Annotated in this window: 23 protein-coding genes; 8 read left to right on the top strand and 15 right to left on the bottom strand. The window is 59.1% G+C overall.

The window, feature by feature from the left end; genetic code table 11:
* Nucleotides 1-81: 81 nt before the first annotated feature.
* Entirely contained in the window at nt 82-261 is a 180-nt protein-coding gene (locus A8O26_RS12105; RefSeq protein WP_064118204.1) for a DUF6026 family protein, read from the bottom strand.
* Nucleotides 262-534: 273 nt separating this feature from the next.
* Between A8O26_RS12105 and gnd the strand changes: the two genes are divergently transcribed.
* From gnd to A8O26_RS12090, 3 genes are read left to right on the top strand one after another with little or no spacing between them, the layout of a single operon-like run.
* The gene (gene gnd, locus A8O26_RS12100) at nt 535-1,515 is read left to right on the top strand and encodes a phosphogluconate dehydrogenase (NAD(+)-dependent, decarboxylating) (RefSeq protein ID WP_007914838.1); all 981 of its coding nucleotides are present in this window, start codon (nt 535-537) and stop codon (nt 1,513-1,515) included.
* Nucleotides 1,512-3,035 carry a glucose-6-phosphate dehydrogenase gene (zwf, locus tag A8O26_RS12095; protein WP_064118203.1) on the top strand — a complete coding sequence of 508 codons (1,524 nt, stop codon included), beginning with the start codon at nt 1,512-1,514 and terminating at the stop codon, nt 3,033-3,035. Before gnd ends, zwf begins: the two co-directional genes overlap by 4 nt.
* Nucleotides 3,032-3,853 (top strand): Cof-type HAD-IIB family hydrolase, encoded by an 822-nt coding sequence (locus A8O26_RS12090; RefSeq protein ID WP_064118202.1) that lies wholly within the window; start codon nt 3,032-3,034, stop codon nt 3,851-3,853. The genes zwf and A8O26_RS12090 overlap by 4 nt, the downstream gene beginning before the upstream one ends.
* 124 nt (nt 3,854-3,977) lie before the next feature.
* Here the strand turns inward: A8O26_RS12090 and nhaB are convergent, their stop codons facing one another.
* The 3 genes from nhaB to A8O26_RS12075 form a co-directional block, all read right to left on the bottom strand.
* Nucleotides 3,978-5,480, bottom strand: a complete 1,503-nt coding sequence (gene nhaB / locus A8O26_RS12085; RefSeq protein ID WP_064118201.1) for a sodium/proton antiporter NhaB — start codon at nt 5,478-5,480, stop codon at nt 3,978-3,980.
* Nucleotides 5,481-5,574: 94 nt separating this feature from the next.
* Nucleotides 5,575-6,864 carry a delta-60 repeat domain-containing protein gene (locus tag A8O26_RS12080; protein ID WP_064118200.1) on the bottom strand — a complete coding sequence of 430 codons (1,290 nt, stop codon included), beginning with the start codon at nt 6,862-6,864 and terminating at the stop codon, nt 5,575-5,577.
* A 279-nt stretch (nt 6,865-7,143) separates the two neighbouring features.
* Nucleotides 7,144-7,410, bottom strand: coding sequence for a hypothetical protein (locus A8O26_RS12075; protein WP_064118199.1), 267 nt, complete (start codon nt 7,408-7,410; stop codon nt 7,144-7,146).
* Nucleotides 7,411-7,765: 355 nt separating this feature from the next.
* Between A8O26_RS12075 and A8O26_RS12070 the strand changes: the two genes are divergently transcribed.
* Entirely contained in the window at nt 7,766-9,091 is a 1,326-nt protein-coding gene (locus A8O26_RS12070; protein ID WP_064118198.1) for a sigma-54 dependent transcriptional regulator, read from the top strand.
* Between the two features lie 64 nt (nt 9,092-9,155).
* On the opposite strand, the gene A8O26_RS12065 is transcribed toward A8O26_RS12070, so the two are convergent.
* The 9 genes from A8O26_RS12065 to A8O26_RS12025 form a co-directional block, all read right to left on the bottom strand.
* Nucleotides 9,156-10,463 (bottom strand): transporter, encoded by a 1,308-nt coding sequence (locus A8O26_RS12065; RefSeq protein WP_064118197.1) that lies wholly within the window; start codon nt 10,461-10,463, stop codon nt 9,156-9,158.
* 45 nt (nt 10,464-10,508) lie between these two features.
* Nucleotides 10,509-11,255 carry a hypothetical protein gene (locus A8O26_RS12060; RefSeq protein WP_064118196.1) on the bottom strand — a complete coding sequence of 249 codons (747 nt, stop codon included), beginning with the start codon at nt 11,253-11,255 and terminating at the stop codon, nt 10,509-10,511.
* A 44-nt stretch (nt 11,256-11,299) separates the two neighbouring features.
* The gene (locus tag A8O26_RS12055) at nt 11,300-11,980 is read right to left on the bottom strand and encodes a C39 family peptidase (protein WP_064118195.1); all 681 of its coding nucleotides are present in this window, start codon (nt 11,978-11,980) and stop codon (nt 11,300-11,302) included.
* A 63-nt stretch (nt 11,981-12,043) separates the two neighbouring features.
* Nucleotides 12,044-13,066: a hypothetical protein gene (locus tag A8O26_RS12050; RefSeq protein WP_064118194.1), complete on the bottom strand. Its 1,023-nt coding sequence runs from the start codon at nt 13,064-13,066 to the stop codon at nt 12,044-12,046.
* 73 nt (nt 13,067-13,139) lie between these two features.
* Complete coding sequence (locus tag A8O26_RS12045) at nt 13,140-13,715, bottom strand: hypothetical protein (protein WP_064118193.1); 576 nt, start codon at nt 13,713-13,715, stop codon at nt 13,140-13,142.
* Between the two features lies 1 nt (nt 13,716).
* Nucleotides 13,717-14,166, bottom strand: a complete 450-nt coding sequence (locus tag A8O26_RS12040; protein WP_064118192.1) for a hypothetical protein — start codon at nt 14,164-14,166, stop codon at nt 13,717-13,719.
* 357 nt (nt 14,167-14,523) lie between these two features.
* Nucleotides 14,524-15,048, bottom strand: a complete 525-nt coding sequence (locus tag A8O26_RS12035) for an AAA family ATPase (RefSeq protein ID WP_064118191.1) — start codon at nt 15,046-15,048, stop codon at nt 14,524-14,526.
* Nucleotides 15,045-15,608, bottom strand: a complete 564-nt coding sequence (gene pnuC, locus A8O26_RS12030; protein WP_064118190.1) for a nicotinamide riboside transporter PnuC — start codon at nt 15,606-15,608, stop codon at nt 15,045-15,047. Before pnuC ends, A8O26_RS12035 begins: the two co-directional genes overlap by 4 nt.
* A 279-nt stretch (nt 15,609-15,887) precedes the next feature.
* Nucleotides 15,888-17,522: a methyl-accepting chemotaxis protein gene (locus A8O26_RS12025; RefSeq protein WP_064118189.1), complete on the bottom strand. Its 1,635-nt coding sequence runs from the start codon at nt 17,520-17,522 to the stop codon at nt 15,888-15,890.
* A gap of 304 nt (nt 17,523-17,826) precedes the next feature.
* Here A8O26_RS12025 and A8O26_RS12020 point away from each other — a divergent pair, with 304 nt between their 5' ends.
* On the top strand, nt 17,827-18,657 hold the full coding sequence (locus A8O26_RS12020; protein WP_064118188.1) for an undecaprenyl-diphosphate phosphatase: 831 nt from the start codon (nt 17,827-17,829) through the stop codon (nt 18,655-18,657).
* Nucleotides 18,654-19,085 carry a DUF1294 domain-containing protein gene (locus A8O26_RS12015; RefSeq protein ID WP_064118187.1) on the top strand — a complete coding sequence of 144 codons (432 nt, stop codon included), beginning with the start codon at nt 18,654-18,656 and terminating at the stop codon, nt 19,083-19,085. The genes A8O26_RS12020 and A8O26_RS12015 overlap by 4 nt, the downstream gene beginning before the upstream one ends.
* 106 nt (nt 19,086-19,191) lie before the next feature.
* Here A8O26_RS12015 and A8O26_RS12010 read toward each other — a convergent pair whose 3' ends face one another.
* Nucleotides 19,192-19,551 carry an MmcQ/YjbR family DNA-binding protein gene (locus A8O26_RS12010; protein WP_038361199.1) on the bottom strand — a complete coding sequence of 120 codons (360 nt, stop codon included), beginning with the start codon at nt 19,549-19,551 and terminating at the stop codon, nt 19,192-19,194.
* Nucleotides 19,548-20,456, bottom strand: coding sequence for a LysR substrate-binding domain-containing protein (locus A8O26_RS12005; RefSeq protein WP_064118186.1), 909 nt, complete (start codon nt 20,454-20,456; stop codon nt 19,548-19,550). Before A8O26_RS12005 ends, A8O26_RS12010 begins: the two co-directional genes overlap by 4 nt.
* A 125-nt stretch (nt 20,457-20,581) precedes the next feature.
* Here A8O26_RS12005 and A8O26_RS12000 point away from each other — a divergent pair, with 125 nt between their 5' ends.
* Entirely contained in the window at nt 20,582-21,193 is a 612-nt protein-coding gene (locus A8O26_RS12000) for an FMN-dependent NADH-azoreductase (protein WP_064118185.1), read from the top strand.
* A 236-nt stretch (nt 21,194-21,429) separates the two neighbouring features.
* On the top strand, nt 21,430-22,467 hold the full coding sequence (locus tag A8O26_RS11995; RefSeq protein WP_064118184.1) for an alpha/beta hydrolase family protein: 1,038 nt from the start codon (nt 21,430-21,432) through the stop codon (nt 22,465-22,467).
* Nucleotides 22,468-22,589 lie beyond the last annotated feature (122 nt).

The raw sequence follows: 22,589 nt of genomic DNA, 5'->3' as shown, positions 1-22,589 counted from the left end.
AAAGTTTGTTAGTTTGCCTGACTGGCGAGGGGGCACATCGCGTCGGGAACAGCGGCTGCGGTTCCCGAGGGGAGGGGAGGATCAGGCGTGCGGGTGACGCTGAACGACCGGCAAGGGTTTCGACTGCAAGCCATAAGCCGATTGCAGTTGGGCCAGTTGCTGCTTCAACTGGTCACGCTCGTCTTTCAACTGGCGCAATTCATCGCGACGAATCGTCACGTACAGGGTTTGTGGCGGCATTGCTGTGTGTACTGTGCCCATTGCTCACCTCGCAAATGGCGTGCATCAACTGTAGGTCGCCCCGCGTGGCGGGTGCAGACTTACTATCGGCGCCGATTTTGATTTCTTTTGCCTGTGAATGGAACTTTTTTATTTTTCATGGTCGGTGTGTCTTCGACAGGATTCGGGGCGTTATCAGTCTGGATCGGGCACAATGCCCGGAAACTTCATCGCAACGCTCTGGACTAACCTCCATCAGTCGCGTTGGGCTATAACCAATGACACACATTTATTTGTAGTAAGGAGCATCAGCACATGCAACTCGGGATTATTGGACTGGGCCGCATGGGCGGCAATATTGCGCGACGTCTGATGCTCAACGGTCACACCACCGTTGTTTACGACCGCAATACCGCTTTCATCGATAACCTGGTCGCCGAGGGCTCCACCGGCGTCGCCGACTTGCCGGCACTGGTTGCCGGCCTGGCCAAACCGCGCGCGGTGTGGGTCATGCTGCCGGCCGGCGCGCCGACCGAAGACACCATCAACACCCTGAGCACGCTGCTCGAAGCCGGCGATACCATCATCGACGGCGGTAACACCAACTATAAGGACGACATTCGCCGCGCCAAGACTCTGGCCGAGAAGGGCCTGCACTACATCGACGTCGGTACCTCCGGCGGCGTCTGGGGCCTGGAGCGTGGCTATTGCATGATGATCGGCGGCGACGCTGAAACCGTGCAGCGCCTCGACCCGTTGTTCGCCGCACTCGCGCCGGGCATGGGTGACATCCCGCGCACCAAGGATCGCAAGTCCGATGACCATCGCGCCGAACACGGCTACATCCACGCCGGTCCTGCCGGTGCCGGGCACTTCGTGAAGATGATTCACAACGGCATCGAGTACGGCATGATGGCCGCGTTCGCCGAGGGTTTCGACATCCTCAAGACCAAATCCAGCGAGCGCTTGCCGGAAGATCAGCGTTTTGATCTGAACGTGGCCGACATCGCCGAAGTCTGGCGTCGTGGCAGCGTGGTGTCGTCGTGGTTGCTCGACCTGACCGCCGATGCACTGGCCAGCGATCCGAAACTCGACGGTTTCTCCGGCTCCGTCGCCGACAGCGGCGAAGGTCAATGGACCATCGAAGCGGCCATGGAACAAGCGGTGCCGGTACCGGTGCTGTCGAACTCGCTGTTCTCGCGCTACCGCTCGCGCGGTCAGGGCACCTTTGGCGACAAGATTCTTTCGGCCCAACGCTTCGGCTTCGGCGGCCATGTGGAGACACCGAAGAAATGACCCATACGATCCGCAGAAAATCCAAGGCAGAACCCGCACCACCGACCACGCTGTTTTTGTTCGGTGCCCACGGCGACCTGGTCAAGCGCTTGCTGATGCCGGCGCTGTACAACCTCAGTCGCGACGGCTTGCTTGACGAAAATCTGCGGATCGTTGGCGTTGACCACAACGCCATTACCGATGAGGCCTTCGCGCAGAAGCTCGAAGACTTCATCCGTACCGAAGTGGCGGCGAAGGTCGGCAAGGGCGATCAGATGCTTGATCCGGCCTTGTGGGCCAAGCTCGCCAAAGGTATCAGCTACGTCCAGGGCGACTTCCTCGACGACAGCACTTATTCCGCGCTGGCGGCGAAAATCGCCGACAGCGGCACCGGCAATGCGGTGTTCTATCTGGCCACCGCGCCGCGTTTCTTCAGTGAAGTGGTGCGCCGACTCGGCAGCGCTGGCTTGCTCGAAGAAACCCCCGAAGCATTCAGAAGGGTGGTGATCGAGAAGCCGTTCGGTTCCGACCTGCAAACCGCCGAAGCGCTGAACGCCTGTTTGCTCAAGGTGATGTCCGAGAAGCAGATCTATCGGATCGACCATTACCTGGGCAAGGAAACCGTGCAGAACATTCTGGTCAGCCGGTTCTCCAACAGCCTGTTTGAAGCCTTCTGGAACAACCATTACATCGACCACGTGCAGATCACCGCGGCGGAAACTGTCGGCGTCGAAACCCGTGGCAGCTTTTACGAACACACCGGCGCGCTGCGTGACATGGTGCCCAATCACCTGTTCCAGTTGCTGGCCATGGTTGCCATGGAACCGCCGGCGGCGTTCGGCGCCGACGCGGTTCGTGGTGAGAAGGCCAAGGTGGTTGGCGCGATTCGTCCGTGGACGACTGAAGAGGCGCGGGCCAATTCGGTTCGTGGCCAATACAGCGCCGGCTCGGTCGACGGCAAGTCCCTAACTGGTTATCGCCAAGAGCCCAACGTCTCGCCGGACAGCACCACAGAAACGTATGTGGCGCTGAAAGTGATGATCGACAACTGGCGCTGGGTCGGCGTGCCGTTCTACCTGCGCACCGGCAAGCGCATGAGCGTGCGTGACACCGAAATCGTCATCTGCTTCAAACCGGCGCCGTACGCGCAGTTCCGTGACACCGAAGTCGACGAATTGCAGCCGACCTATCTGCGCATCCAGATCCAGCCAAACGAAGGCATGTGGTTCGACCTGTTGGCCAAACGGCCGGGGCCGGCGTTGAACATGGCCAACATCGAGCTGGGTTTTGCTTACAAAGACTTTTTCGAAATGCAGCCGTCAACCGGTTACGAAACCCTGATCTACGACTGCCTGACCGGCGATCAGACGCTGTTTCAGCGTGCCGATAATATCGAGAACGGCTGGCGTGCGGTGCAACCGTTCCTCGACGCCTGGCAGCAGGACGCCAGTGTGCAGACTTATGCCGCCGGTGAAGATGGCCCGCAAGCCGCCGAAGACTTGCTGACTCGCGATGGTCGCGTCTGGCATGGCCTCGGATGAGTGACGCGCCGAAACAACCTATCCGTTTTCTGCTCAGTGATATGGACGGCACGTTGTTGCTGCCCGATCACACGCTCAGCCAGCGCACCATCGATGCGGTGCGTTCGCTGCGAGAGGCTGGCGTGTTGTTCAGCCTCGCCACGGGCCGGCCACCAAAAGCCATGTTGCAGCAGATCGAAGCCTTGGGCGTCGACCTGCCGACAGCGGCGTTTAACGGCGGCACTATCGTCAATCCCGATGGCAGTTTGTTGGTCGCGCATTACCTGCCGGCCACAACCGCGCTGATTGCCCTGGCAACGTTCGCCGATCAACCGGATGTGGAAATCTGGGTGTTCAGCGGTGGCGACTGGTTGCTCAAGGATCCGCACGGGCCGATGGTGCCGCGCGAACAGCACGGTCTCGGTTATCCGCCGGTGGTGGTCGAGAGTTTCGAGCCGTACCTGGAGCGCATCGACAAGATCGTCGCGACCAGTCACAACACCGAACTGTTGATCGAACTCGAGGCGCGCTTGCTGCCCAAGGTCAACGGCATGGCGCAGGTGTCGCGCTCGCAGCCGGTGTATCTGGACGTCACCGCGCTGGAAGCCAACAAAGGCACCGCGCTGGCGACCCTGGCCGAGCACTTGGGCATACCGCTGGAGCAGACCGCTGCGATTGGTGACGGCGGCAACGACCCGGCGATGTTTCATTGCGCAGGCTGGTCGATTGCCATGGGCCAGGCGGAGGAGGCGGTGAAGCGTCAGGCCGACGTGGTTACTGCGCCGAACACCGAAGATGGCGTGGCGCAAGCGATCGAGAAATACATCCTCCCTCGCTGACACCACCGAAAAAACAATGTGGGAGCGAGCCTGCTCGCGAAAGCGGTGTGTCATTCAACGAATCAGTTGTCGGACACTCCCTCTTCGCGAGCAGGCTCGCTCCCACAGGTTTATTCAGTGCTTGTCAGAGCCAGTAGCTCACCGCATACCAACCGAGCAAGCCCATCACGAAGGTGTACGGCAACGCCATCCACACCATCCGCCCATAAGACAAACGCACCAGCGGTGCAATCGCCGAGGTCAGCAGGAACAGAAACGCGGCCTGACCATTGGGCGTGGCCACGCTCGGCAGGTTGGTGCCGGTGTTGATCGCGATCGCCAGGGTTTCGAAATGCTCGCGGCTCATGTGGCCGGCGAGGAATGCCTGTTTCACTTCGGTGATGTAAATGGTCGCGACAAACACGTTGTCACTGATCGCCGACAACAGGCCATTGGCAATAAACAGCATGCCCGGTTGTTGCTCGACCGGCAGCGCCAGTACCCACTGAATCAACGGCGCGAACAGTTGTTGGTCGTGAATCACCGCGACCACGGCAAAGAACACCACCAGCAGCGCGGTAAATGGCATCGCGTCCTTGAACGCGCTGCCCAGCCGATGCTCGTCGGTAATGCCGGTAAATGCGGTGATCAACACGATCACCATCAAGCCGATCAGGCCGACTTCAGCGATGTGAAAAGCCAGGCAGCCGATCAGGATCAATGCCGCAGCGCCTTGCACCAGCAGGGCCGCGCGTTGGCGCGTGGTGCGTTCGGCGTTGTCTTCGGCGGCATAGTTGGCCAACACCGCGCGCACGTTGTCCGGCAGCAGTGTGCCGTAACCGAACCAGCGCAGTTTCTCCAGCAATACGCAGGTCACCAGGCCTGCCGCCAACACCGGCAGCGACACCGGCGCGACTTTCGTAAAGAACTCGCCGAAGTGCCAGCCCATCTCATGGCCGATCAACAAGTTCTGCGGTTCGCCAACCAGCGTACACACGCCACCCAGCGCTGTGCCGACCGCGCCGTGCATCAACAGGCTGCGCAGAAACGCGCGGAATTGTTCCAGATCGTCATGATGCAGTTTCGGCAGGTGCTGGTCATCGCCAAACTCACTGTCCTGACGCGGATCATTGCCCGACGCCACGCGGTGATACACCGAGTAGAAACCGACTGCGGCGCTGATGATCACCGCCGTCACGGTGAGGGCATCGAGGAACGCCGAGAGAAACGCCGACAAGAAACAGAACATCAACGCCAGTGCAGCTTTCGAACGCACGCCGAGTAACAGCCGCGAGAACAGGTACAGCAACAGGTCCTTCATGAAGTAGATGCCGGCGACCATGAACATCAGCAGCAGGATCACCGGAAAGTTGTGCACCAGCTCATCATAAAGCGCCTGCGGCGTGGTCATCTTCAGCAACAGGGCTTCGATCAATAACAAACCGCCGGGCATCAACGGATAGCACTTGAGGGCCATGGCCAGGGTGAAGATGAATTCGATCACCAGCAACCAGCCCGCAGCGACCGGGCCGACTGTGAACAACACCAGGGCATTGAGGATCAGGAAGCCGACGATGGTCGCCTTGTACCAGCGTGGCGAGTGCCCGAGGAAGTTTTGCGCGAACGCCTGCGCCATTGAACCGGACATCGGTTGCTCCTTGTATTAAGAAGCGCGCAAGTTGCCGCATGTGTCGGACAAGTTCAAGTTGTAACTGGCGAAAAAATACCCCGGTAGAAGGGGCTTACAGATTGAGATACCGCGCGACCATCGCCCGGTAGTTGCCATCCAGTGAATAACCGCCCACCAGAATCGCGCCGTCTGCCTGCAATGCCAGCGAGTTGGCGGTGTCGAGGCTGCGCCCAAGGCGTGTACGCAACCAGCCGCGACCGCCGCCGAAACTGTCGTCCAGACAGCCGTTGGAGCAATAGCGAGCGACAATGAAGTCAGCCTCGACCCCGCCAATCGTCGCACCGACAGCGATGATTCGACCGTCCGCCATGCACTGCGCTGCACTCCATTGGCAGCCGCTCGGGCCGATCTCCAGCAGATGCGGTTGACCGCCGTTGCTGTGCAGGTCCGGACGACCGTTGGGGTGCAGGCTGTACGCCAGGCAACGGATCGGGTCGCGGCTGCTGCCGAAACAATGCAGGGCGTCCGCCGATTCCAGCACCTGACTGACCTGAGCACTTTTGCCATGAGCCTTGAAGGCGAGAAAGCCATCCACCGCGAAACGCTCGTCCAGACGGCCGTCAGGCAGATAGCGCGCCAACAAACCTTCCTGAGGGAAATCGATGGAACCGGCGACGACGATGCGCCCATCGTCCTGCAACAACAAACGACTGAGCCAGGTATTGAGCAGCAGGTGCCGGATCATCACGAAGCCGCGACCATTGAACGTCTCGTCCAGACGACCGTCGGGCTTGAGCCGAATCAGCATGCCGGCATGGTCGGCCAGTTCAAAGTGATGGTTGGCGATCAGCAAGATATGGCCATCCGGCTGTACCGCGAAGTCGCAGGCCTCGGCGCCCGGTACGCCCGGTGGCAGCCAGTTATCGCGGGACCCCATGGATAAATCGCCAGGCAGACGAACCACCTGACGGCCATTCTCGCCAAACGAGGGATCCGGATTACCTAGCGCATCGAACAAGGCCAGGGCGGGCAAGGTGCGATGGCTGTTTTCATAATGCAGACCGGCCAGCAGGATTCGCCCATCGGGCAACGCCTGCACCTTGCCGGCGGTGGCTTCGAAGCCCGGGGCGAAGGTATTGATCACACTGCCGTGATCGCCGAAGGTCAGATCGGCGGAGCCGTCGGCGAGCAGGCGGGCGAGGCCGAAACGACTGCCTTCGGCGCTGCCGATTTTTGCCGCGACGAGGATTCGCCCCTGCGCATCGAGCGCGACATCCTGAGTCAGGCTGGACACGCTACCGGCAAAGTACACCTGAGCAACGCCATTGACGGCAAAAGTTGTGTCGAGTTGACCGGCATTATTCAATAACGTCGGGAGCGCATAAGCGTTCAGGCTGGACATGCACGCATCTCCTTGCGAGTTGACCATCACCGGGAACCGGCTGGGTAACTGCATGAGCGGAACATTCAATCCCTGAACAGAAAGAAGTACAACTGTAAGAACTAACAGGTGGAGGGTCGTACTGTGCCAGAACAGTGTCTTTTTGAACCAATTGCAAGCCTGCCAAGCAGTTACGCCTGAGCCTGTTGCCAATAGTTGTACAAAAGTAGCTGACGATAAAAAGATTACAACTAAGCGAAGCGGGCGGATGACCTTAACGTCATCCGCATGATCCGGCGATTAGTGTGGCATCGACCACGATTGCAAGCTGTAGCCTTCTTCGCTGAGTTCCGCGCGGGCTTGCTGCAGCAGTTGTTCCAGTTGCGCCGGATCGGAGTAGGCGCTGCTTGGAATTTGTTTGCGGCCAATACGCGAATTGGTCCGGTCGATCACGGTCAGGCTTAGTTCGCCATTGCCGTCTTGTGGCGCCCAGGCCACGCACTGGAACGGTTTGAACGCGTGGTTGGCAATCAAAAGAGCTTCGTTGATACGGAGCGGGGCGGTCATGGGGTCTTCTCTCTGTAGTGCCCAATCAAGTGATGTGCCGTCGGTTGGGCTTACCGTTCGGCTGGTTACTTGTACTGATGCACGCAACCCGCAAGCGGGTCACACTCGAAACAAAGAAATTTCCACTTTCTTTCATATAGCCGATTTCGCGAGCGCTTTTGAAAGCGCAATGAAAGCTTTGTTACTGGAATCAGTCGATAGCTAACTAACAAAGCCGGCCCTTATAACTAGTTAGCTTGTACACCTATAAGCAATCGATACAAGGTGCTGTCAAATTCTTGCTAATGTTACAGCCAGGTCTGCCAAATGACTGTTTTTACAACCTTTTCCTAAAATTTGGCGCCAAGGAACAGTCATGAGCGAAGCGCCTGCGTTACGACGTTTATTGGTGGTCGATCCGTGCGACGACTGCCACCGCTTATTACCCGGTTTACGCGCGGTAGGGTGGGATGTCGACAGTTGTTCCCTGGAAAATGCCGCCGACCGCAGTTGTGACGTCGGCTTGCTGCGATTACAACCCTTTCACCTCGAACGCCCCGAAGCCGTCAAAGAACTGATCAGCCGCAGCGGTACTGAATGGATCGCCGTGCTGAATCAGGAAGTTTTGCGCCTGCAAAATGTCGGCGACTTTGTGTGCGAGTGGTTTTTCGATTTCCATACCTTGCCGTTTGACGTGTCGCGCGTCCAGGTCACCCTCGGCCGCGCGTTCGGCATGGCACGTTTGCGCGGGCAGGGCACAATTCACGTCGACCAGCCTGAGCACGAGTTGCTCGGTGACAGCAAACCGATCCGCGAGCTGCGCAAGTTACTGAGCAAATTGGCGCCGACCGAATCGCCGGTGTTGATTCGCGGCGAAAGCGGCACCGGTAAAGAACTGGTCGCGCGCACTTTGCATCGCCAGTCGCAGCGACACAGCAAACCGTTCGTGGCGATCAATTGCGGGGCGATTCCCGAGCACCTGATTCAGTCCGAGCTGTTCGGCCACGAAAAAGGCGCGTTTACCGGCGCACATCAGCGCAAGGTCGGGCGCATTGAAGCGGCCAACGGCGGCACGCTGTTTCTCGATGAAATCGGTGATCTGCCGCTGGAGTTGCAAGCCAACCTGCTGCGTTTTCTCCAGGAAAAACACATCGAACGCGTCGGCGGCAGTCAGCCGATCCCCGTTGACGTCCGTGTGCTGGCGGCAACCCACGTTGATCTTGAGGCGGCGATCGAGAAGAAGCGCTTTCGCGAAGACCTGTATTACCGACTCAACGTCCTGCAAGTGGTCACCGCGCCGCTGCGTGAGCGTCACGGTGATCTGTCGATGCTGGCCAACCATTTTTCGCACTTCTACAGCCATGAAACCGGTCGCCGCCCCCGCAGTTTCAGCGAAGACGCGCTGATTGCCATGGGCAAGCATGACTGGCCGGGCAATGTGCGTGAACTGGCCAACCGTGTGCGGCGTGGATTGGTTCTGGCCGAGGGCCGGCAGATCGAGGCGCGTGATCTGGGCTTGATCAGCCAGCATTCGATCGCCACACCGATGGGTACGCTGGAAGACTACAAGACGCGTGCGGAACGCCAGGCATTGTGCGACGTATTGAACCGGCACAGCGATAACCTCAGCGTTGCCGCGAAAGTCCTCGGCGTGTCCCGCCCGACGTTTTACCGATTGCTGCACAAGCACCAGATCCGCTAGGGCGGGGAAACACAAAAGGCCCGTTGCGAGAGGATCGCAACGGGCCTTTTGTGTGGCTGCACGTTTAGAAGTAGTACGGGAATTTCAGGCTGAAGGAAAAGTCCGGGGCATCATCCGTCATGCCGATGGACAGGTTGGGTACGATGGTCAGGTTGTCGGTGGCCGCAATGGTCATGCCGACGTTGAAGTAACCGGCGTTGGCGTCGCTGGACACCACCGATTCCCAATCCCCGCCATCCTGTTTCAGCTTGCTCTTGCGTTGCACCAGGTCAGACACCGAGAACGACATACTCATCTTCTCGTTCAGCGCAAAAGCGATACCTGCGCCGATTTGGAAGCTGTCGCCTATGCGCACTTTGCCCGGGGTTTTCTGGTTGACCGTAGAGCTGATGTCGTCGAACGACTCCTCCAGGTTGTGGGTGTAGGACAAGCTGCCGAACAGCACGGCCGGGTCGAACGTCTTGACCAGCGAGATACCCGGGGTGACCGACCAGACGCCGTTGCCGGTAGGCAAGGTGTCAGGCACGAACAGGTTGGAGTTGGCATCGGTCTGGCGCAGCTTGATACCGAACGGATCCTTGCCGGTTGGCGCCTTGACGCGCAAGGTGACCACGGCATCCGGCGTGTTGACCGATTCGTCCATGAATTTGTAGGCGATACCGAAGTTGACGTCGCCGATGGTCGGGTCGCGGTCGACGTCCTGTTCGGTCGTGACGTTGGACGCACCACCGTTGCCACCGCCGGACTGATAGGTCGAATCGCGGTAGACCACCGGCACGTTCAGGTCGAACTGCCAGCGATTGTCGAAGTTGTAGCGGCCCGTGAGGTCAAGCGTCCAGGTGTCGGCCTTGATCCGGTCGAGGTTGATGTTCCCGAGGAAAATCGAGTCCAGTGCCAGGAAGCCATTGAGGATCAACTGACGGGTGTCGTAGCGCGAGTAGGTGATACCGGTTTCGAAGCTGAATTTGCCACCGCCGAAGAAGCCACTGGCCTCGTCGTACAGGTTGGACACACTTTGTGCCGGTTGCGAATCATCTGCCAGCGATTGCCCGTAAGAAGCACCACTGCCCCCGGCTGCGCCCCCCGACGCCGCTGCGGCCCCGGTGCCGGTGGCCACTTTTGGATTGCCTTTGAGGTCCGACGGCGACTTGGCCAGGCGTTTGGGTTGTGGCGCCGCCGGTTGATCTTCGACCTGACGGACCCGTTGTTCGAGCACCGCCAGGGCTTTTTGTTGTACTTCGTAACGTTGCTTCAGCTCCAGAAGCTCTTGTTTCAGAACTTCTACATCGGCGTCCGGTGCCGCTTGCAGCATGGCTGCAGGTAGAAGGGTGCTCAAACAAACAGCGGCACGCAGTGATACTGATCGATACATGAATAAGCCGTCCCTTTAAGCCCAATGATCGAGACTCAGCGTAGTTCAATATCCAATATTGCGTAGTGCCCTGAGTTGCGTCAGGTTGCAGTCCAGTGCGCCGGCACTCATGCCGTTATTGTTGAGGACGACGTTGAGTTGAGTCATGTTGTTGACCACGTTGGCGCTGCCGAGCAAACGAGTGTTCTGCAGCAAGCCGCCTTGGGCGACCTGTTGCAGGGCGGTGCCCTGATTGCCAGAGGCCTGAATGGCCATTTGTACCCCACCGCCGTTGGCCGAAACGGCCACGCTGCCCGCAGCATTGCTGCCGCCGATAGTCTGCCCGGCCATCAGTGCCTGCCCTTGTGCGGGCACCAGCGCCGGGGCCTGATTGGCTTCCGAAACGTTAATGGCAACATTGTTATAGGCCGTGTTGCTATCGCCAGCGGCACGCACGCTTTGCGTCACGCCCTGGCTGCTGTCGAGGCCGGCGCCACCGGTGATCGTGCCGGTGCCGGTTGGCAGGGTGCTGCCGTTGCCGTGCTCCTTGATCGTCTGCACATAGAATTCGGGTTTGACCGTTGCTGCCTGAAGTTGCATCGAGGTCGCGGCCCCGATCAGATCGCCACTGGCGTTGCGCCAGGTACTGCTCATGACAATGCCGAAGCTGATAATCCGCCCCGGCATGACGTAACGTCCACGTAGTTCGGACAACTCCTTGTCCTGTATCTCGATAGGCTTGAATCCTGCATTGGCATAGCCTGACGCGCTCGCTGCCAGGCAGGCGGCGGCCAGCCAGTATGAGGTTTTCATCTGCTGCTCCCGGGACATCCAGCCCCATTCTTTATAATCGGCGATTAAAAGAAGTCGCTCTGTATGAACCCGAAGTCCATCAATTCAGCATCTCTGACAGGGTTGAAACCATCCAGCTTGTTCTTGGCGGTCAATGGCACCGGTGGGCTACGCAGGGCATTCGCCTTGTCGTATCCGGGGCCAACGATGGCGAAAACAATTCCATTCCAACCTTTGACAAAGTCATCGTGTTTGTAGCGCTTGTGGCCTAATACCGGGTCTCCGATGTAAACCCAATCCTTGTCCGAACGCTGCAGAACCACGAAATGCTTGTAGCCGCGAATTTCCATCAGTACCACCACCGGGATGGTTACAGCATCGAGTTTTTCCGGCGGAATCTTGTAACCCCTGGCGCGCATGCCGATGCTTTCTATGTAGCGCTTCATGTCCAGCATGGAAAACCCTTGAGTACGAACAAGGTCCTGGTCAGCGTTGACCAGCATGCCTTTGATGATGTGCTCCTCATCGACGTCGAGCCAATAGGCCTGGCGTAACACCGTCGCCAGTGCAGCAGCGCCGCAGCTGAAATCGGTTTTCTGTTCGACGATGTCGGAAAACTTGCGCTCACGAATGCTTTGCACGTTCTTGTAGACGAGTACGCCGCCGGGGAGGGCAGCGACTGGCATCTGCGCGGCCTGGGTCAGGCCAGACAGGCAAAGCAGAGCGAAAAGGGCAGTCTTACGCATGATCGATACGCCTTTGCGGACTGAGGAAAAGCCCCGTTTCCGGGGCTTTCGTTTCGATCGCGATTACATGCAGGCTTTGCAACCTGCAGCGATGGACAGCGAGTTGCTTTGTTGGTTGCCAGCACCTGCGGCGTTGTTGAAGCCAGCGTTGCCGGAGAAGTTGTTGCCAACGTTGCTGAGCGTAGCATTGTTGGTCACAGGGTTTTTCCAGCCGTCTGGGGTCATCACTTGTTGAGTGGTCACACCAGCCAGACCGAAGACACCCACGGCTTCGAAGGTAGCTTTCTGATCTTTGCTACCGCCACTGCCGCCATGCCCTTTGTCGTTGTTGCCATAACCGCCACCGCCGTGACCGTGATCGTCATCTTTGATGGTAGCTTCACCCACGGCGCCGAACACGCCGACGGCAGCAACAGTGCCAGTGAGGGTATTGGTTTTGTAGGTCTGAGTACCGTAGTTGCCTACGTTAAGACCGGTAGAGCTTTGGTTGGCAGCGGCAGCAGCCTGGGCCACACGGCCACCGGATACGGCGATCGCCAGGTTGTTTTTCTGTTGGTTGAAGTTGCCGGCAGCGTTGTTCACGCCAATGTTGCCGGAACCGCCGTTACCCACGTTGTTCAAGGTTGCATTGTTGTTGGTGGAGGCGTTTGCAACAACGTTGTTGTTATTGACCTGAGTGGCGCTGGAAGCAGCGACAGCGGTGCCGAAGATGAAGCTTTCGTCGGCGGTGGCCAGTGCAGCGGCGTTGTCTTGTTGGTTGCCATCGCCACCGGCGTTGTTCATGCCGAGGTTGCCGTTGGAACCGTTTGCCGAGTTATCGATAGTGGCATTATTTTTTGTGCCTTGATTGAGCACGGTGTTGCCGTCGCTGTTTTGCGTATCGAGCACTGCGGCACCGGCGCCAGCGCCGATTTGCAGCAGTTCTTCGAGGGTAGGGCCTTTTGGATCATGGCCATTGCCATGACCGTTGCCGTTCCCGTTACCATGACCGTGATCATTGTCATCACGACCGCCTGCCTGTGCTGCGATTGCCATCACTGCTGCAAGTGCGAAAACCAGTGGTTTGAGAGCCATTGTAGGTTTCATGGTGTTTCTCCATCGTGCTTATTAGTTGGTTAAGTGTTGGTACTTTCTAATTGCACTGCTTTTGTTGTTTGGGTCAGTCAGCGACCCGGATGCTCAGGGTGTTAGCCATACGGTTCCCCACCCCGGCACTCTGGTTCACCTGGATTACCCCGCGGCTGCCGGTGAAGGCCTGATCACTTGTCGTGACCTGGCGACTGCCGGGTGAGGTACCAGTTGCTCCTGAGCTCGGTAAAAGCACCACGTTCTGTTGTGAAAGGGCGCTATCGTCAACGCTCTGCGGGGCAGCACTGATGCTGACGCGTGTCACGTTGGCCATCTGGTTGTTGGCGCCGGCACCCTGGTTCACACCGAGGATCCCGTTGCCATTACTGAAAGAGGTGCCGCCAATGGTCGCGCTGGCATTCGTCGACGGGTTGCCCGGTGTGTCGATATGCTGGCGAACGGTGGTGGTGGCGCTGGCCGAGGTGCCGATGGCAATGGCCTTGGTGTTGGTCTGTTGCATCTGGTCGCCAGCGGCCTGGTTGATGTTGTAGTTGCCGCGGTACTGGATGCCGGTGTCCTGAATAGTTGCGTTGTTCACTGAACCGGGTTCGGCGGCCATGGCACTGGCGCAACCGAAGAGGGCAAGCAGGAGCAGAGTGCGATTCATCTTATTGGCCTCCAGCCATGCGGGTCAGCGGAGCGAGGCCGGCGCCCATTGCGCGGTTGACGGTGTTGGAGATGGAACTGCCACCGCCGCCGCCATGACCGGCACTCATGCCGGGCAGACCATTGGGGTTGGTCAGCACATTGGTTCCCGGCAGGCTACCGGTAGCGGTCGACATACCGCCGCGAATCGACGAACCACTGGCTACACTGGCGAAGTCACCGTCGTTGAGTTCGGTGCTGTTCATCGCCTGGTTGATGCGGCCGGAAGGGTTGGCATTGACGGTGGTCGGGTAGGGGTCTTTGCCGCCGCTGCGACCGATAGGAATCGGCTGGACATCGCGATTGAGAACAATCACACCGTTGCCTTCTGCCTGTACGTTGAAACTCACCAACGTACTGGCGGCTGATCCAATCAGCAGGAGGCAAGTAAAGGCTTTATTGATATTCCCCACGGCTGCAATTCCTTCTTCAGTGGGCTGCCCTTGGTCAGCGTTGTGAAGGAGAGAGCGAAAGCTGTGCCGCTTTTGAAATGTGTTTGAATTTCAATAGCTTGGGGGATTGACGCGCAGGCCTGATACACGGGCTGTTTCATGGCTGAAACACGCAAGGTCACGTGGACCTGTCTATTGGCTGAATAAAGCTCTGGAACAAGGGTTTGCGCCGCTGTGTATCAGCCACGTAACAACTCGGATGACAAAGCAATGAACAGCGCTGAAACGGCCACTTTGCGCTTGGACGACTGTTTCAGGAACGGACACTTTGCCCCCGAAACAGGGGAAAACCTCGGGGAAGGGCACCCGTCGAGCGGGTCACTCAGTCAGCAGTTGCTCGACGGCGGCGAAGGCCTGCGTCTGGCGCTCGGCCCAGTTGCCGCGAATGATCTGCAGCGGTTGCCGATGCTGCTCCAGCCAGTCGCGAGTGGCTTGGTAAAACGCCAGACGCTCATCCAGGTCCGGCTGGCAGCGCAAGCCATCCGCGGTCCAGTCGACCTGTTCCGGGGACAGTAAAAGATGCAGGTCGTAATGCCGCGCCAACAATTCGGCTTCCAGCCAGGCCGGGCAATCGCCGAACAGCGTCTGGCTCCAGAGCATATTGCTCAGCAAGTGCGTGTCGAGGATCAGCAGCGCAGGCTGTTGCGCGCGTGCCTGATCTTCCCATTGCAATTGGCCCCGGGCGATATCCGGGATGTCGGCCAGGCAGGTGTCACGGGGGTTGAGCTCGATAAAGCGGCGCACGTACTCGTCCACCCGCAAGCCACCAAAGCGTTGTTGCAGGCCCGCCGCCAGCCAGCTCTTGCCGCTCGATTCGGGGCCGGTCAGGACCACGACCTTCATGTGCGCAACGCCGGATCAGCGCGCCATTCGCGAAAGCCCTGAATGGCCAGCAAGGTGAACAGGCCGTACAGCGCCGCGGTGAGGTACAGCCCTTTATAGATGAACAAGCCGACAAAGATCACATCGAGCACGAACCACAGTGCCCAGCATTGCAGGCGTTTCTGCGCCATCCACAGTTGCGCCACCAGGCTGAAACCGGTCAGCGCGGCATCGAGCCACGGCTGCGCGGCGTCGGTCCAGTGGGCCATGGCCGCACCGAGCAGCAAGCTGCCGATAGCGCCGATGCCCAGCCCGATCAGGATCGAGCGTTGATCGAGGCGCGAGACCTCTCGGCCGTCATGCATCGTCCCGGCGCGGGTCCATTGCCACCAGCCATACACTTGCAGCGCGGCGTAGATCACTTGCAGCAACATGTCCGAATACAGCTTCACTTCAAAGAAGATCCAGCTGTACAGCAACACCATGACCAGCCCGATCGGCCAGCACCACGGATTCTGTTTGACCGTCAGCCAGACGGCGATCACACCGAGGGCGGCGGCAAACAGTTCAAGCCCGGACATGGGGGTTCCTTGGGGGAAATTGAGGAGGGGCGGATTGTACTGCATTGGGCTAGGTTCTGATGACCGCTGTAGCTCAAAAGCCCCTCACCCTAACCCTCTCCCAGAGGGAGAGGGGACTGATTGGGGGATGCTTTGGAGCTGCGCCGGCCTGAAGATCTTGGTTGAATCCATAATCGACTCGATTGTTCAGGTCCGTGTTGGACGCCAGACACCTCGGTCGGCCCCCTCTCCTCGGGGAGAGGGCTGGGGTGAGGGGTGGGCTCACCAGAGTTACACGGGTCAGACGCGGAACTGGCGCAGGAGGCTGTTGAGTTGTTCGCTCAACTGGCCAAGCCGTACGCTGGCGGCGCTGGATTGCTCGGCAGCGATCGCCGTGCTGTGCGAAAGACCGGCCGCTTGCGTCACGTTCTGATTAATGTCCTCGACCACATGCGCCTGTTGCAGCGTGGCGCTGGCAATCGAGGCGTTCAGGCCGTTGAGATTGCGCAGCGCCTGGCCGATGGCATTCAGGCTGGCGCCGGCCAGCCCGGCTTGCTCAATGGTCAATTGCGACGCTTTGCTGCTGTCACCGATGACCTTCACCGCCGCTTCGGAATGATTCTGCAAACGCTCGATCATCGACTGGATTTCCGCCGTCGATTTTTGCGTACGCTGCGCCAACAAGCGCACCTCATCGGCGACCACGGCGAACCCGCGACCTTGCTCACCGGCGCGGGCCGCTTCAATCGCGGCGTTGAGCGCAAGCAGGTTGGTCTGCTCGGCGATCGAACGGATCACTTCCAGTACGCTGCCGATCTGGGTGCTTTCAGCCGCGAGGGTACGAATCACTTCAACCGCCTGATCAATCGTGCCGGACAGCTTGTCGATCTGCTGCAAGCTGCCATCGATGTTGATCTGGCCCTGCTGCGCCTGCGCTTCGGCGTCACGCATTTCCGCAGCCGCGTGCTCGGCGTTTTTCGCCACGTCCTGCACGCCATAGGTCACTTCATTGATCGCCGTGGCCACCAGTTCCATCTGCTGCGATTGCTGTTGGCTGCGTTGCTGCGCCTGCGAGGCGTCGTTGCCCAGCTCGCTGGACGATTGGCCCAGCGCACTGGCCGACACCTGCAAGTCACCGATCACCCGACGCAGTTTGGCGGTAAAGGCATTGAAGTGATGCGCCAGTTCAGTCACTTCATCCTTACCGTGGGTATCAAGGCTGCGGGTCAGGTCGCTTTCGCCGCTGGCGATGTTGGCCATCGCGTTTACGGTTTCCTGCAACGGCCGGACGATGCTGCGCGCGATCAGAATCACCAGCAGCGCCATGATCACGGCAATCGCCAGACCGATGACCGTAGCCTTGATCACTTGGCCCTGGAATTCCGCCTGCACATCGTCGACGTAAACCCCGGAACCGAGCACCCAGCCCCACGGTTCGAACAGTTTGACGTAAGAGGTCTTGGCCACCGGCTCGCTGGCGCCCGGTTTCGGCCAACGGTAGTCGACCATGCCGGCACCTTTGGCCTTGGCGATGGCCACCATTTCGTTGAACACCGCAAAACCGTCCGGATCGCGGATCGCCGAGAGGTTCTGGCCTTCGAGTTTCGGGTTGGTCGGGTGCATGACCATCACGGGCGTGAGGTCGTTGATCCAGAAGTAATCGCTCTGGTCGTAACGTAAACCGCGAATCGCTGTCAGGGCCTGTTTCTGCGCGGCCTCTTTGCTGAGGGTGCCGGCGGTTTCGAGGTCGTGGTAATAGGTCAGCAGGCCGCTGGCGGTCTGCACGACATGTTGGGTTTTCTGGGCCTTGGCGTGATACAGGTCGTCGTGAATCTGCTTGAGCATCAACATGCCCAAGGTCAGCAACATGACCACTGCCACAATCAAGATGAGCCACAAGCGTCGGCTGATCGACACACTGCGCAAGCTGTTCATAACGCTGTCACTCCGGATTCTTTTTCTTGTAATAAACGACCGCCAGCATCCAACCACGAATTTGTGAGCGGGCATACGCGACCCAAGTCGTATAACGCGGCAGCGCTATTAAGGCTTGTCTGTTAGGATTTCGGCCCCGCGCGTGAAAACCTGAATCCAAATTGATATTTCACGGAATTTTGACCGTTTCGTGTGGATCCTGTGCGTGCGGAATCGGTACAGCCATAAACAGCTACGCTGATCGCAGTGAACGTAAAAAAATACTATCGGGGCATGCCGGCGCGCATCGCTCTTTGGGGGATTGATGGATCTTTGGACTGCCTTGCAGGCACTGATACTAGGAGTTGTAGAGGGGCTGACGGAGTTTTTGCCCATTTCCAGTACAGGACACCAGATCATCGTTGCCGACTTGCTCGATTTCGGCGGCGAACGGGCCATGGCGTTCAATATCATCATCCAGCTCGGCGCGATCCTCGCGGTGGTCTGGGAGTTTCGGCGCAAGATTCTCGACGTGGTCATCGGCCTGCCGACCCAGCCGAGCGCACGGCGCTTTACCGCCAATCTGCTGATCGCTTTCTTGCCCGCCGTGGTGCTGGGCGTGATCTTTGCCGACCTGATCCACGAATACCTGTTCAACCCGATTACCGTTGCGACCGCGCTGGTGGTGGGCGGCGTCATCATGTTGTGGGCGGAAAAGCGTCAGCATGAGGTGCACGCCGAAACGGTCGACGAGATCACCTGGAAAGACGCATTGAAGGTCGGCTTCGCCCAGTGTCTGGCGATGATTCCCGGTACTTCGCGTTCCGGCTCGACGATTATCGGCGGCCTGTTGTTCGGCCTGTCGCGCAAGACCGCCACCGAGTTCTCGTTCTTTCTGGCCATGCCGACCATGGTCGGTGCCGCGGTTTACTCGGGCTACAAGTACCGCCATTTGTTCGTTCCGGCGGACTTTCCGGTGTTCGCCATCGGTTTCGTCACTGCGTTCATCTTCGCCATGATTGCCGTGCGTGGCTTGCTCAAGTTCATTGCCAGCCACAGCTATGCGGCGTTTGCCTGGTATCGGATTGTGTTTGGCCTGCTGATTCTGGCGACCTGGCAGTTTGGCTGGGTTGACTGGGCGGCGGCCAGGCCATGAGTGATTCCCGCGCACGCCGGCCCGAAGGGCGACCTTCGGGCGGCAACAACATTCAGAATCTAAAACTGAAACTGCTGGTACTGCTGATCGTCTGCGCGCTGCCGCTGTTCGGCTCTGTATCGATGTGGCTGCGCGGGATCTCGTTGGTGCCGTTGGCCGCTTACGGGATCGTCAGCGTCCTGGCGTTCTTCATGTACTGGGCAGACAAGCGCAAGGCGCGCACGGATGCCTGGCGCACGCCGGAGAACATCCTGCATGCCGTGGAACTGGCTGGCGGCTGGCCGGGCGCGTTGATCGCCCAGCAGGTATTCCGGCACAAGACGCGCAAGGTGTCGTTTCAGATTCTGTTCTGGGTGATTGTGCTGCTGCATCAGGTGTTCTGGATCGACCAGTTGTTTCTAGGCTCGAACCTGCTGGCGCTGTTCTAAAGAACTGCAAAAAACCAATGTGGGAGCGAGCCTGCTCGCGATAGCGGACTTTCATTCAACGATGATGTTGTCTGACACGGCCTCTTCGCGAGCAGGGGGATTGGGTTTACAGCAATAAACCGATTTGGGTTTTCTTTGGCAACTTGCTCACCACCAGTTGATGCGAACGCTGCAACAACCCGCGCAACTCCTCGGCAGCCAACGGGTAGGGCGGGTGCATGATGATCCACTGTGCCCGCGCCAGATACGGCGCCGGGTGAATCCCCGGGCGGTCGCAATGGCCGAGAAACAAATCCTTGTCGACCTTGAACGCCAGCGAATCCCCACGCAGCCCCTGCAAGGCAAACATCTTGTTGCCCGCAATCGAGAACACCCGCACGCCGCCCCATTTGTAATCTTCCCGTGCACCGGGCAATGCCAGACAGAACGCCGCCACATCGGCCTCGCTCATTTTTCCCTTGCTCATATCAACCGCTCCCCACAGGCATTGAACGACTCGACCAAGTGATCGATCCATGCGCGCACCGCCGGCATCACCCCGCGTCGGTGCGGATACACCGCTTGCAGCCAGCCACCAGGCAGCGACCACTCAGGCAGCAATTGCACCAGCGCGCCGCTTTGCAGTTCCGCTTCGCAATACATCATCGGCAACAGGGTAAAGCCCTGGCCGGCCAGCACGCAGGTTTTGCGCACGACAAAATCATCGATGCCCAATCGCGCTTCCATGTTCAACTCGAAAGGGTTGCCCTGTTGATCGAGTAACCGCACGTGCACCATGCGATCAGCTTCAAGCGCGCCCAGCACCGGCAGGTTCTTCAGGTCCTGCGGGTGATTGATCGCCTGCCCGTGCATAAACGCCGGACTGGCGACCACGACCATTTGCGCCTGACGCAGGCGGCGAGTGACCAGCAGCGGGTCTTCGTCGCCCAGCTCACGCACGCGCAGCGCCACATCGAAACCTTCGGCGACCAGATCGACCCGGCGATTGAGCAGCACCACCTCCAATTGCACCTGCGGGAATTTGCCGAGAAATTCGCTGATGACCCACGGCAACATTTCCCGCGCCAGTCCGGTCGGGCAGGACACCCGCAGACGTCCGCGCGGTTCGCTGGACATGCTGGCGACCGCTTCATCGGCCATTTCCGCTTCCAGCAGCATCGCCTGGCAGTGACGTAGATACCGTTCACCAACCGCCGTGAGATTCAATTGGCGCGTGGTGCGTTGCAACAGTCGCGCGCCGAGGCGTTCTTCCAGCTCGGCAATGCGCCGTGACAAGCGCGATTTTGGAATGCCCAACAAGCGGCCAGCGGCGGCGAAACCGCCGGCCTCGACCACCTTGGCGAAATAGTAGAGATCGTTGAGATCTTGCATGGCTGTCCAACTGTTCTATCAGTGGGACGAACTATCGCATTGTCGGCGGCTAATCATCCATTGGTTTCTTCCGTAGGATTGTCTCCATTCCGTCGCCACCGGCGATTCCTTCCAGGAGATTCCACATGAAACTGCTGCATATCGATTCGAGCATTCTGGGCGACAACTCGGCTTCCCGTCAGCTGAGTGGCCAAGTCGTCAAAGCCTGGCAGGCCGCCGAGCCAAGTGCCGTGGTGACCTACCGCGATCTGGCCGCCGACGCCATCAGCCACTTCTCGTCGACCACTCTGGTTGCCGCCGGTACCACCGCTGAATTGCGCAACGCCGCGCAACAGCACGAAGCCGAACTGAGCGCTTCGACCCTGGCCGAGTTCATCGCTGCCGACGCCGTGGTGATCGCTGCACCGATGTACAACTTCACCGTGCCGACCCAACTCAAAGCGTGGATCGACCGCGTGGCCGTTGCCGGTCAGACTTTCCGTTACACCGAAGCCGGCCCTGAAGGCCTGTGCGGTGGCAAGAAAGTGGTGATCGTGTCGACCTCCGGCGGCATCCACGCCGGTCAGGCCAGCGGCATCGCTCACGAAGAATATCTGAAGCTGGTACTGGGCTTCCTCGGCATCACCGACATCGAAATCGTTCGTGCTGAAGGCCTGGCGTATGGCGACGAAGTGCGCAACAACGCGATGACCGCCGCTCAAGCGAAAATCAGCGAGCAACTGTTCGCCGCCGCGTAAGGCTTGCGTAAAGAACAGCTGATGTTCAGGTAACACTCAAAAAACTCTGTATTCTGGTTCTGCAAGGGCCAGTTACGGAGTTTTTTGTTTCTGACTGTTACATAATCTGGCCCGGGTTATGCAGTCACACGATCAGCGTCTGAGTGCAGTGTCGTACCGAAACGCCGAATCCCCGGCATTTCTGGCCCGCAATGCAACGGATCTGTCTATTGAGTAACAACAGGGTGGGGCATCCCATGATGCGTCTTTGTGCAGCGTTACTGATTTGCCTGCTTGGCAGCCTGAATTCAGTGCAGGCTGCGCCTGGGCGACATCCGGTGTGGAGCGTCGGTTATCACGAGATGACCTTCCTCGATCCGCTCGACCTGCAACCGATGCGCGCCATCGCCTTCTATCCGTCCAGCGATCGCGAACACATGAGCCTGCTCGAAGGCTATTCGGTGGAGGCCGGCGAAGACACCAAAGTCGCCATTGGCCGCTTTCCGATGCTGATGCTTTCGCACGGCAACACCGGCACGCCGCTGGCCTTGCACGACCTCGCCACCTCGCTGGCGCGCAAAGGCTTTGTCGTGGTCGCGGTGATCCATCCCGGCGACAACTCCAAAGACCACAGCCGTCTCGGCACCCTGAGCAATCTCTACGGGCGGCCGATCCAGATTTCCGAAGCGATTACCGCCACCCTCGGCGACCGCATGCTCGCGCCTTACGTCAACGCCGATCAGGTCGGCGTGATCGGCTACTCAGCGGGTGGCGAGACCGCGTTGATTCTTTCGGGCGCGCAACCTGATCTGGATCGTCTGCGTCGTTACTGTCAGGAGCGTCCGGATGACCGTGATGCCTGCAACACTCAGGGTGAATTGATCGTCGATCGCGATGACTTGCAGCCGGTGGCTGACCCACGGGTGCACGCCTTACTGTTGATGGCGCCGTTGAGTTTGAAATTCGGCCGCCACACCTTGGCGGACGTGCATGTGCCGGTGCTGCTCTACAGCGGCGATGGCGACAAACTGGTGGCTTTCGACAAGAACGCGGCGGCGCTGGCGCGCAAACTGCCGACGGCACCGGATTTCAAATTGCTGGCCGGGGCAGGGCACTTCGTGTTCATGGCGCCGTGCAACGAAGAACAGATCCGTGCCATGCCGGCGTTGTGCACCGATGCCGATGGCGTGGATCGCGAGGACATCCATCGCAACCTGATCTCCGAGGCCGGGCGGTTCTTCTCTCATGCACTGGGTCAACCGACCCGGGCGGGGATGCAAACCGCAGATCAATAGCCAGCCATAGAACCCTGTGGGAGCGAGCTTGCTCGCGAAGGCGTAGTGTCAGTCAATACATGTGCTGACTGACTCCCCGCCTTCGCGAGCAAGCTCGCTCCCACATTGGTTTTGCGTCGATT

Origin of the sequence: Pseudomonas fluorescens, from assembly GCF_001648775.1 — a bacterium.
Taxonomy (GTDB): domain Bacteria; phylum Pseudomonadota; class Gammaproteobacteria; order Pseudomonadales; family Pseudomonadaceae; genus Aquipseudomonas; species Aquipseudomonas fluorescens_M.
This window is presented reverse-complemented; position numbering and strand designations above follow the sequence as displayed.

Coding starts and splice junctions, on each gene's coding strand:
- A8O26_RS12075 (WP_064118199.1), bottom strand. CDS start 7,410: ATGACCGCCCCGCTCCGTATCAACGAAGCTCTTTTGATTGCCAACCAC.
- pnuC (WP_064118190.1), bottom strand. CDS start 15,608: ATGTCCGGGCTTGAACTGTTTGCCGCCGCCCTCGGTGTGATCGCCGTC.
- A8O26_RS12010 (WP_038361199.1), bottom strand. CDS start 19,551: ATGAGCAAGGGAAAAATGAGCGAGGCCGATGTGGCGGCGTTCTGTCTG.
- A8O26_RS12005 (WP_064118186.1), bottom strand. CDS start 20,456: ATGCAAGATCTCAACGATCTCTACTATTTCGCCAAGGTGGTCGAGGCC.
- A8O26_RS12070 (WP_064118198.1), top strand. CDS start 7,766: ATGAGCGAAGCGCCTGCGTTACGACGTTTATTGGTGGTCGATCCGTGC.
- A8O26_RS12020 (WP_064118188.1), top strand. CDS start 17,827: ATGGATCTTTGGACTGCCTTGCAGGCACTGATACTAGGAGTTGTAGAG.
- A8O26_RS12065 (WP_064118197.1), bottom strand. CDS start 10,463: ATGTATCGATCAGTATCACTGCGTGCCGCTGTTTGTTTGAGCACCCTT.
- A8O26_RS12060 (WP_064118196.1), bottom strand. CDS start 11,255: ATGAAAACCTCATACTGGCTGGCCGCCGCCTGCCTGGCAGCGAGCGCG.
- A8O26_RS12045 (WP_064118193.1), bottom strand. CDS start 13,715: ATGAATCGCACTCTGCTCCTGCTTGCCCTCTTCGGTTGCGCCAGTGCC.
- zwf (WP_064118203.1), top strand. CDS start 1,512: ATGACCCATACGATCCGCAGAAAATCCAAGGCAGAACCCGCACCACCG.
- A8O26_RS12015 (WP_064118187.1), top strand. CDS start 18,654: ATGAGTGATTCCCGCGCACGCCGGCCCGAAGGGCGACCTTCGGGCGGC.
- gnd (WP_007914838.1), top strand. CDS start 535: ATGCAACTCGGGATTATTGGACTGGGCCGCATGGGCGGCAATATTGCG.
- nhaB (WP_064118201.1), bottom strand. CDS start 5,480: ATGTCCGGTTCAATGGCGCAGGCGTTCGCGCAAAACTTCCTCGGGCAC.
- A8O26_RS12105 (WP_064118204.1), bottom strand. CDS start 261: ATGGGCACAGTACACACAGCAATGCCGCCACAAACCCTGTACGTGACG.
- A8O26_RS12090 (WP_064118202.1), top strand. CDS start 3,032: ATGAGTGACGCGCCGAAACAACCTATCCGTTTTCTGCTCAGTGATATG.
- A8O26_RS12035 (WP_064118191.1), bottom strand. CDS start 15,048: ATGAAGGTCGTGGTCCTGACCGGCCCCGAATCGAGCGGCAAGAGCTGG.
- A8O26_RS11995 (WP_064118184.1), top strand. CDS start 21,430: ATGATGCGTCTTTGTGCAGCGTTACTGATTTGCCTGCTTGGCAGCCTG.
- A8O26_RS12000 (WP_064118185.1), top strand. CDS start 20,582: ATGAAACTGCTGCATATCGATTCGAGCATTCTGGGCGACAACTCGGCT.
- A8O26_RS12025 (WP_064118189.1), bottom strand. CDS start 17,522: ATGAACAGCTTGCGCAGTGTGTCGATCAGCCGACGCTTGTGGCTCATC.
- A8O26_RS12080 (WP_064118200.1), bottom strand. CDS start 6,864: ATGTCCAGCCTGAACGCTTATGCGCTCCCGACGTTATTGAATAATGCC.
- A8O26_RS12055 (WP_064118195.1), bottom strand. CDS start 11,980: ATGCGTAAGACTGCCCTTTTCGCTCTGCTTTGCCTGTCTGGCCTGACC.
- A8O26_RS12050 (WP_064118194.1), bottom strand. CDS start 13,066: ATGAAACCTACAATGGCTCTCAAACCACTGGTTTTCGCACTTGCAGCA.